The organism is uncultured Actinomyces sp., assembly GCF_963526355.1.
Lineage (GTDB): Bacteria > Actinomycetota > Actinomycetes > Actinomycetales > Actinomycetaceae > Actinomyces.
Genome location: NZ_CAUROW010000091.1, coordinates 1 through 7,542, shown reverse-complemented (window position 1 = coordinate 7,542; position 7,542 = coordinate 1). Strand labels below are relative to the sequence as shown.

General features: G+C 68.4%; 8 protein-coding genes. 4 read left to right on the top strand and 4 right to left on the bottom strand.

Annotation, left to right across the window (positions count from 1 at the left end; translation table 11 throughout):
- Nucleotides 1–707, top strand: a 707-nt coding sequence (locus tag RWR81_RS11565) for an adenosine deaminase (RefSeq protein ID WP_399498435.1), incomplete at its 5' end; no start/stop codon positions are given.
- Here the strand turns inward: RWR81_RS11565 and RWR81_RS11560 are convergent.
- The 3 genes from RWR81_RS11560 to RWR81_RS11550 form a co-directional block, all read right to left on the bottom strand.
- Nucleotides 708–2,015: a UDP-N-acetylmuramate dehydrogenase gene (locus RWR81_RS11560; RefSeq protein WP_399498434.1), complete on the bottom strand. Its 1,308-nt coding sequence runs from the start codon at nucleotides 2,013–2,015 to the stop codon at nucleotides 708–710.
- 108 nt (nucleotides 2,016–2,123) lie between these two features.
- Nucleotides 2,124–2,222: a 30S ribosomal protein bS22 gene (locus RWR81_RS11555; protein ID WP_003792170.1), complete on the bottom strand. Its 99-nt coding sequence runs from the start codon at nucleotides 2,220–2,222 to the stop codon at nucleotides 2,124–2,126.
- A 147-nt stretch (nucleotides 2,223–2,369) separates the two neighbouring features.
- Nucleotides 2,370–2,612: a helix-turn-helix domain-containing protein gene (locus RWR81_RS11550; protein WP_003784138.1), complete on the bottom strand. Its 243-nt coding sequence runs from the start codon at nucleotides 2,610–2,612 to the stop codon at nucleotides 2,370–2,372.
- Between the two features lie 268 nt (nucleotides 2,613–2,880).
- Between RWR81_RS11550 and RWR81_RS11545 the strand changes: the two genes are divergently transcribed.
- Entirely contained in the window at nucleotides 2,881–4,488 is a 1,608-nt protein-coding gene (locus RWR81_RS11545) for a potassium transporter TrkG (protein WP_314457892.1), read from the top strand.
- Nucleotides 4,489–4,548: 60 nt separating this feature from the next.
- On the opposite strand, the gene RWR81_RS11540 is transcribed toward RWR81_RS11545, so the two are convergent.
- A complete protein-coding gene (locus RWR81_RS11540) occupies nucleotides 4,549–5,259 on the bottom strand; it encodes a TetR/AcrR family transcriptional regulator (protein WP_314457891.1) in 711 nt (236 codons plus the stop codon).
- Between the two features lie 121 nt (nucleotides 5,260–5,380).
- On the opposite strand from RWR81_RS11540, the gene RWR81_RS11535 reads away from it, so the two are divergent.
- The gene (locus RWR81_RS11535; RefSeq protein ID WP_314457890.1) at nucleotides 5,381–6,982 is read left to right on the top strand and encodes an MFS transporter; all 1,602 of its coding nucleotides are present in this window, start codon (nucleotides 5,381–5,383) and stop codon (nucleotides 6,980–6,982) included.
- A 39-nt stretch (nucleotides 6,983–7,021) separates the two neighbouring features.
- A partial coding sequence (locus tag RWR81_RS11530; RefSeq protein WP_314457889.1) for a TrkA family potassium uptake protein occupies nucleotides 7,022–7,542 on the top strand: 521 nt, incomplete at its 3' end.

Below are 7,542 nucleotides of genomic sequence, written 5' to 3'. Positions count from 1 at the left end.
CCCTGACCGGCGTGGAGGTGGCCGTCATCGTGGCGGCCTCCCGGATGCGCCACCCGCTGGACGCCCGCACGCTCGCACGCCTGGCGGTGCGCTACGCCGGAGACCAGCCCGGCCAGGTAGTCGGCTTCGGCCTGTCCAACGACGAGCGCGCCGGGCGGACCTCCTCCTGGGAACGGGCCTTCGCCATCGCCCGCCGGGGCGGCCTCGCCTCCATGCCTCACGGCGGCGAGCTCCTGGGGCCCGACCACCTGCGCACGGTGGTCTCAGCGCTCGGTCCGACCCGCCTGGGCCACGGAGTGCGCGCCGGCGAGGACCCCGCACTGCTGGACGCGATCGTCGCTTCCGGCATCAGCCTCGAGGTCTGCCCCGCATCCAACGTGAGCCTGGGCGTCTACCGCAGCCCGGCTGAGGTACCCCTGCGCACACTCATGAGCCACGGCGCACAGATCGCCCTGAGTGCCGACGATCCATTGCTCTTCCAGTCCCGGCTCGTCAACCAGTATGAGATCGCCCGTGCCCTGGGTTGTGACGATGCCGAGCTGGCCGAGCTGGCCCGCGGGTCGATCCGCGCTTCCCTGGCCTCACCGACGTCCAAGCGGACCTGGCTGGCCGAGGTGGATGCCTGGCTGGCAATGCCCGACCGGGTATCCGGAACTGACGACCCCGAGGCCGATGCCCCGAGGGACACCACCCCCGGACTCAGATGACTAGAGCATCGAGAAGCCGACCTGGACGGGCTCGGGCACGAGAGTGACGCCGTAGCGCTCGCGGACTCCGGTCACGATCGCGTCGCGCAGGCGCACCAGGTCCGCCCCGGTGGCGCCACCCCGGTTGGTCAGGGCCAGGACGTGCTTGGTGGACACTCCGGCCGGCGCCTCTGCCTCCACCGTGAAGCCCTTGGTGAAGCCGGCGTGGTCGATGAGCCAGGCGGCGCTGGTCTTGACCAGACCCTCGACGACGGGGGCCTCCTTGGTGCCGAGTACCACCTGGGAGTGGTCGGTGACCGGGTAGCGAGGTGCGTCCTCGGGCAGACACTCGGCCTCGGCCATGGTCAGGATCGGGTTGGTGAAGAAGGAGCCGGCCGACCATGTGTCATGGTCGGCATCGTCCAGGACCATTCCCTTGGAGCGGCGCAGCTCGAGGACCGCCTCGCGCAGCTCGCGCTCGGGCACGCGCTCACCCAGCTCGACGCCGAGGACGCCGGCCAGCTGGGAGTAGGCGACCCGGGAGGACAAGGAGCCCTGACGCACGGCGAAGGTGGCGTCCAGGACCACCCAGCGCCCGGTCGGCCCCCACAGGCGCCCACCGCCGACCTCCGCGTCGGTGAGTGACTGCTTGAGACGGGAGTCGCGGTAGGCCAGTCCCAGCTCCGCCAGGGCCAGCCACACCACCCGGTTGTGCAGACGGTCCCAGGCCCGCACGCTGGCGATGAGCTCGGCGACCTCAGCGCCGTAGGCCCCGATGTTCTGCACCGGGGCGGCCCCGACCGTGCCGGGAATCCCGGACAGCGGCGCGAACCCCGCCCACTGGCGCGCAATGGCCTCGCGCACGAGGTCGTCCCAGGTGGTGCCGGCGGTGGCCGTGACCTCGACGCCGCCGCACACCGAGTCCGAGACGAGAGAGACCTCGGCGCGGACATCGCGGATGACGAGACCGTCGAAACCGGCGTCGGAGGCCATGATGTTGGAGCCGCCACCGATGACGAGGACAGGGGTGCCGGAAGCATCGGCCTCGCGGATCGCCTCAGTCAGTTCACTTTGGGTGGAGGCCTCGACGTAGCTGCCCACGGGGCCTCCCACACGCAGGGTGGTCAACTCGGTCAGGCTGGTCGGCCGGGCACCGGCCCCGGGCGCGTGCGCCAGGGCCTGAACAGGTTCGGGCCAAGCGGAGGCATCGACGTCTGCGCTCAGTGGGACGGTGCAGTCGCCGTCCACCGTCTGAGGCCCGGACGAGGCGGCCGGCGACGTCTTGATCAACGTCTCAGCGGGGACGCGGTCATCGTGGGCGCTGGTCAACGAAGTCCTCCACTCTTCCTCATCAGGGCAAGCTCAGCAGCAACAAGCAGGGCCCCGCTCACACCGGCGGTGCGTACGGAGCCCCGAAGCGCGCACGAGCCGCTCGCCTTACTTCTTGTTGCGGCGCTGATGGCGTGTCTTGCGAAGCAGCTTGCGGTGCTTCTTCTTGGCCATGCGCTTGCGGCGCTTCTTGATGACGGATCCCATGAGATCTCCTCGCAGTTCGCTTCGTAGTGCCCGCAGCGCCCTCTCTACGGGCCGAGGCGGGCCGGCGAGGGTGTGCCATGGGGCGGTTGGTCGGCGCGTGAGGCTCAGCGGCCGACCACGCAGGTGACCGCCCGAGTCTAGCGGGTCCTAGGACCCTGACGCCTCCGACGCGTCGTGGCCCCAGTCACCCAGCCCAGCGGCCAGGTACTCGTGAACAGCGCGCTCGGGGACGCGGAAGGAACGCCCCACCTGCATCGCGGGCAGATCGCCGGAGTGCACCATCCGGTAGACAGTCATCTTGGACACGCGCAGCATCGCCGCCACCTCGGCAACAGTGAGGAAGGAGGGGGCGCCGGAGGCGCTGGGGGATGTGGGAAGGCCCGGTGCCATGAGCTTCAGGTCCGTTCGTCGCGGGTGGCCCCGTCGGGGCAGGAACACCTGCCAATATATCCCCGCATCAGTCGGCGCACAGGATTTCTCAGACCCCAATTGCCACACGCGTCGCATCTCACACTGAGACATCAGTTTTCGCTGTCACAACCTCAGTTATCAGTTTGAGACACCACCAGCGCTTCTCCACCCCAGTAGCCGTACGCACCTCGAGGACACCGGCTCCCGACATCCGCGGATGTGACGAAGCCGCTGCGTCAGGACCACAATGGCAACCGTGCCCCACACAGATACCGCGGACGAACCCGACCGCCAGAGCGGTCCCTGCAGCGGCCCTCACAGCGCCCCCGGCAGCGGACTCCGTGCCGGCAGGCGCCGCCAGGCCCACTGGCGCGCTCCGCTCGTGGGCGTCGTCGGCCGCCCGTGGAAGCGACGCAAGAAGCGCGGGGCCGACGACACCGAAGAGCCACCCATCACGCTCCCCCCGCCGACCCCGGAACCGAACAGGCTGCGTCGCCTGCTCAGGCACATCGAGCCACTCAGCCAGATCGCACGTGCAGCCCGTTTCTACCCCGCCAGGCTCGCCGTCATCGTCTTCGCGGCCATCATTATTGTGGTCACGTTTCTCCTCAGCCTGCCCATCGCCACAACGAGCGGGGAGCGCGCCAACTTCCTCGACGCCCTGTTCACCGCGACCTCGGCGGTGTGCGTCACAGGCCTGAGCACAGTCGACATCGCCACCTACTGGTCCGCCTTCGGGCACGTCGTCATCATCATGGCCGCCGCCGTGGGCGGTCTGGGCGTGATGACTCTGGCCTCACTGCTATCCCTGGCGGTATCGCGGCACGTGGGTCTGACTCAGCGGATGCTGGCGGCCTCGGAGAACCAGTCGCGCCTGGGTGACGTCGGCCGTCTCCTACGCGCCGTCATCTACACGGCCGCCGGTTGCGAGCTCGCCCTCACCCTCATGCTGCTGCCCCGCTTCCTCGGCCACGGCCTCGACCTGGGGCACGCATTGTGGTACGCGGCCTTCATGGCGCTGTCCATCTTCAACAATGCGGGCTTCGTCATCATGCCCGAAAGCCTGGGCGCCTACGCCACCGACTGGGGGATCGGCCTGCCAATCATCCTGGGGACCTTCATGGGCGCGGTCGGTTTCCCGGTCATCCTGGACATCGTGGGCAGGCGACGCGGCCCGCGCTCCTGGAGCCTTCACACCAAGCTGACTCTGACGACCTACCTGGCCCTGACCATCACCTCGTCCGTGGCCATCGCGACCTTCGAGTGGAGCAACCCACTCACCTACGGGGCACTGCCCACGAGCGGGAAGATCCTGACCGCCCTCATCAACGGTGTCAACGCCCGCTCCTCGGGCCTGTCCACGATCCCGCCCGAACACATGCACGAGGCCACCTGGTTCCTCCAGGACGCCCTCATGTTCGTCGGTGGCGGCTCGGCCTCGACGGCCGGAGGCATCAAGGTCTCCACCTTCTCGGTCCTGATCCTGGCGATCTTCGCCGAGGCCCGTGGTGACCAGGACATCGAGGCCTTCGGGCGGCGGATCACGCCCTCGATCGTGCGCCTGAGCGTGGCGGTGGCCTTCATCGGCGCGAGCATCGTCGGCATCGCCACGCTCCTGCTCCTGCAGATGACGGACCTGTCCCTGGACCGCATCCTGTTCGAGGTCATCAGCGCCTTCGCAACCGTGGGCCTGTCCACGGGCATCACGCCGACGCTCCCGGTGGGAGCCAAGTACGTCATCGTGGCACTCATGTTCATCGGCCGTGTGGGCACGATGACGGCGGCCAGCGCCCTGGCCCTGCGCGAGCGTCGCCGCGTCATTCGAATGCCCGAGGCCAGCCCGATGATCGGCTAGCGCCTGCCGGCCGATTCCACACTCGCTCACCCAGCGGCCCGCAGACACCAGCGAGGACGATCAGGTCCCCTCGGGTTCCAGCCCGTCCGGGGCGAGCAGGTGTCCGAGGGTCGCGGCCGCACTGCTCACATCCGCGCGGCCGGTGATGAGCTGCTCGACGATGAGGCCGAGGGACATGCCCTGGATCAGGGAGGCCAACTGCTCGGGGCTCAGGCGAGCGGAGATCGTTCCACCCCTCTGCCCGTTGCGGCACAGGCGGATGAGACCGCTGCGGATGTCGTGATAGTGCTCCTGGACCATGACGCGCATCTCGGGATCACGGGTCAACTCGCCCCAGGAGTGGTAGGCCAGTGGCGCCCAGGCGCTCAGTCCGACGTCGTCGGCATCCTGACGGACCTCGTCTCGCCGAACGGAGGCCGGCCGCGAGGTGGAGGCGGCCTCGACAGCGTGCTGCTCGATGTCGCCGCGCTCGTAGTTGAGCAGGACGAGCGCCTCAATGAATCCCTGCTCGATGTCAGGCAGCTCCTCGGACTCGGCGAGTTGCTTGATCCGCTCGACGAGTAGCCCCATCCGCCGAGTCAGGACCTCGCGCACGAGAGAGCGCTTGCCCTCGGGAAAGTAGCGGTACACGGTCGATGACGACATCCCGGCCGTTGCGATGACCTCATCCATGGAAGTGGCCTGGAAGCCACTGCGGGCGAAGCAGTTCTCGGCGGCCTGCAGAATCCGGTCCCTTTGGCGCTCCTGGTGGGCGGCGGTCACTCGTGGCATGAACTCAGGATAAGCGACTCCGAGCACCTCAAATCGAAACGATCGTTGTTGACTAGCCTCCAAGAGACTTCTAGACTTTCGAGCACAAACGAAAACGAACATTTTGACATGGAGGTTTGCGATGACACCCTCAGTGGCATCCGCCCTCAAGGAGCAGTCCGAGCCGGTACAGGAGACACAGGAGGAGACGACCGTCCCGACTACACGGCAGCCCAATCGCCGCGTGGTCATGGTCAGCGCCATCCTCACCCAGCTGATGATCCTCCTGGACCTGACGATCATCGCCATCGCCCTGCCACGTATGCAGGACGACCTGGGAATGACCGCATCCCAGAGCCCCTGGACGGTCACCGGCTACAGCCTGGCCTTCGGCGGCCTGGTGCTCTTCGGGGGAAGACTCTGCGCCGTGGTGGGCATCCGCCGCTCATACCAGGTGGGTCTGATCGGCTTCGGGGTCGCCAGCCTCGCAGCCGGGATGGCGACTTCCTTCCCCATCCTGCTGGTGGCCCGCGTGGCCCAGGGCTGCTTCGGTGCCCTGCTGGCCCCCGCCTCTCAGTCACTGCTCAATGTCACCTTCACCGAGCGCACCGAGCGAGAGCGGGTTTTCGCGATCTTCGGTGCCACTGCCGGACTGGCCGCGGCCATCGGACTACTCGTCGGTGGGGCCCTGACCGACTGGCTCAGCTGGCGCTGGGCGCTCTACATCAACATCCTCCTGGCCGCTGCCGCTCTTCTCATCGGGCAGCGCAGCCTGCCGCCGGCCGACCAGCGCGACCGCGGCTCACGCATCACTGACGACCTGACCGGCCTGGTCCTGGGATGTGGGGCCTGCTTCAGCGCCGTCTACGGGCTCGACCGGGCCCAGCAGATCTCCTGGACCTCGACGTCGACCGTCAGCTGGCTGGCTCTCGGCGCCGTCGCCGCAGTGCTGTTCGTGGTCCGCGAGCGCTTCGCGAATCGTCCGGTGCTGCCCCTGTCGATGATGGCACTACCGGTGCGGGCGGCCTCCTACGCCACGCAGTTCATCGCCGGCGCCGGCCAGATGGGGGCGATCATCTACCTGACCTACTACATGCAGAACCACTTCGGCTACTCGCCCTTCAAGAGCGGCCTCATCTTCCTGCCCATGGTCGGCGCACTGATCATCACCGCCATCTCGGCCGGGCGCGTCATCGTGCCCAGGCTCGGGGCACGCGGCACCCTGCCGCTGGGGCTGGCGATACTGACCGGCTCCTTCCTCATCTTCTCGCGTATGACGACGCAGTCCTCCTACTCGCAGGTGGCGCTGCCCGGCCTCATCGTCTTCGGGATCGGACTGGGGCTGACGATGCCGGTCACCTTCAACTCCGGCACGCGCGGGGTGGATGCGAAACGGACCGGACTGGCCTCGGCGATCCTGAGCGCCGCCCAGCAGATCGGCGGTTCCTTCGGGGTCGCGCTCATGACCTCCTACGCCACCCAGCACGCCGAGGACTACATGGCCGAGCACTCCGAGGAGGTCAAGGCGGCCGCCATGGAGGCGATGAAGCAGGCCCAGGCCCTGCCGCAGTCGCCCGCGGGCAAGCAGATCATCGAGGCACTCAGGACCCAGCTCATCGACCGGGCGCAGATCGACGCCTACGCCGGCGGCTTCACGATGATGGCCTGGATCCTGGCCGGGGCCGGGGCGACCCTGGTGGCCTGCGGGATCGGCCTGAGTATCCGCCGTCGCCGCACACGGTAGCGTAGGGGCATCATCCCGCGGCCGACCTCAGGAGAGCCCATGCCCGCCCCACCCTCGCGCACCGACTCCACGCTCGTCATCGGGCTGGGACGCTTCGGCTCCGCTGTTGCCGCCACCCTGGACCGGCTGGGGCGCGAGGTGCTGGCCGTGGAGGCCAATCCCGCAATCGTGCGCCAGTGGACCGGTCGTATCCCGCTGGTGGAGGCCGACGCCACGGACGTGGAGGCCCTCGAGCAGCTGGGCGCCACCGAGTTCGGCACGGCGGTCGTGGGGGTGGCGACCTCCCTGGAGGCCTCCGTCCTCATCACCGGCAACCTCGTGGACCTGGAGACCCCCCAGATCTGGGCCAAGGCCATCTCCCGAGCTCACGGCCGCATCCTGCGGCGCATCGGGGCCCACCACGTGGTCTACCCCGAGTTCGACGCCGGTCAGCGCGCCGCCCACCTCGTCTCGGGGCGCATGCTCGACTACATCGAGATGGAGAAGGGCGGCTTCACCATCGTCAAGATGCGCCCGCCCACGGAGCTGCACGGCTTCACCATCGGCCAGTCCAAGGTGCG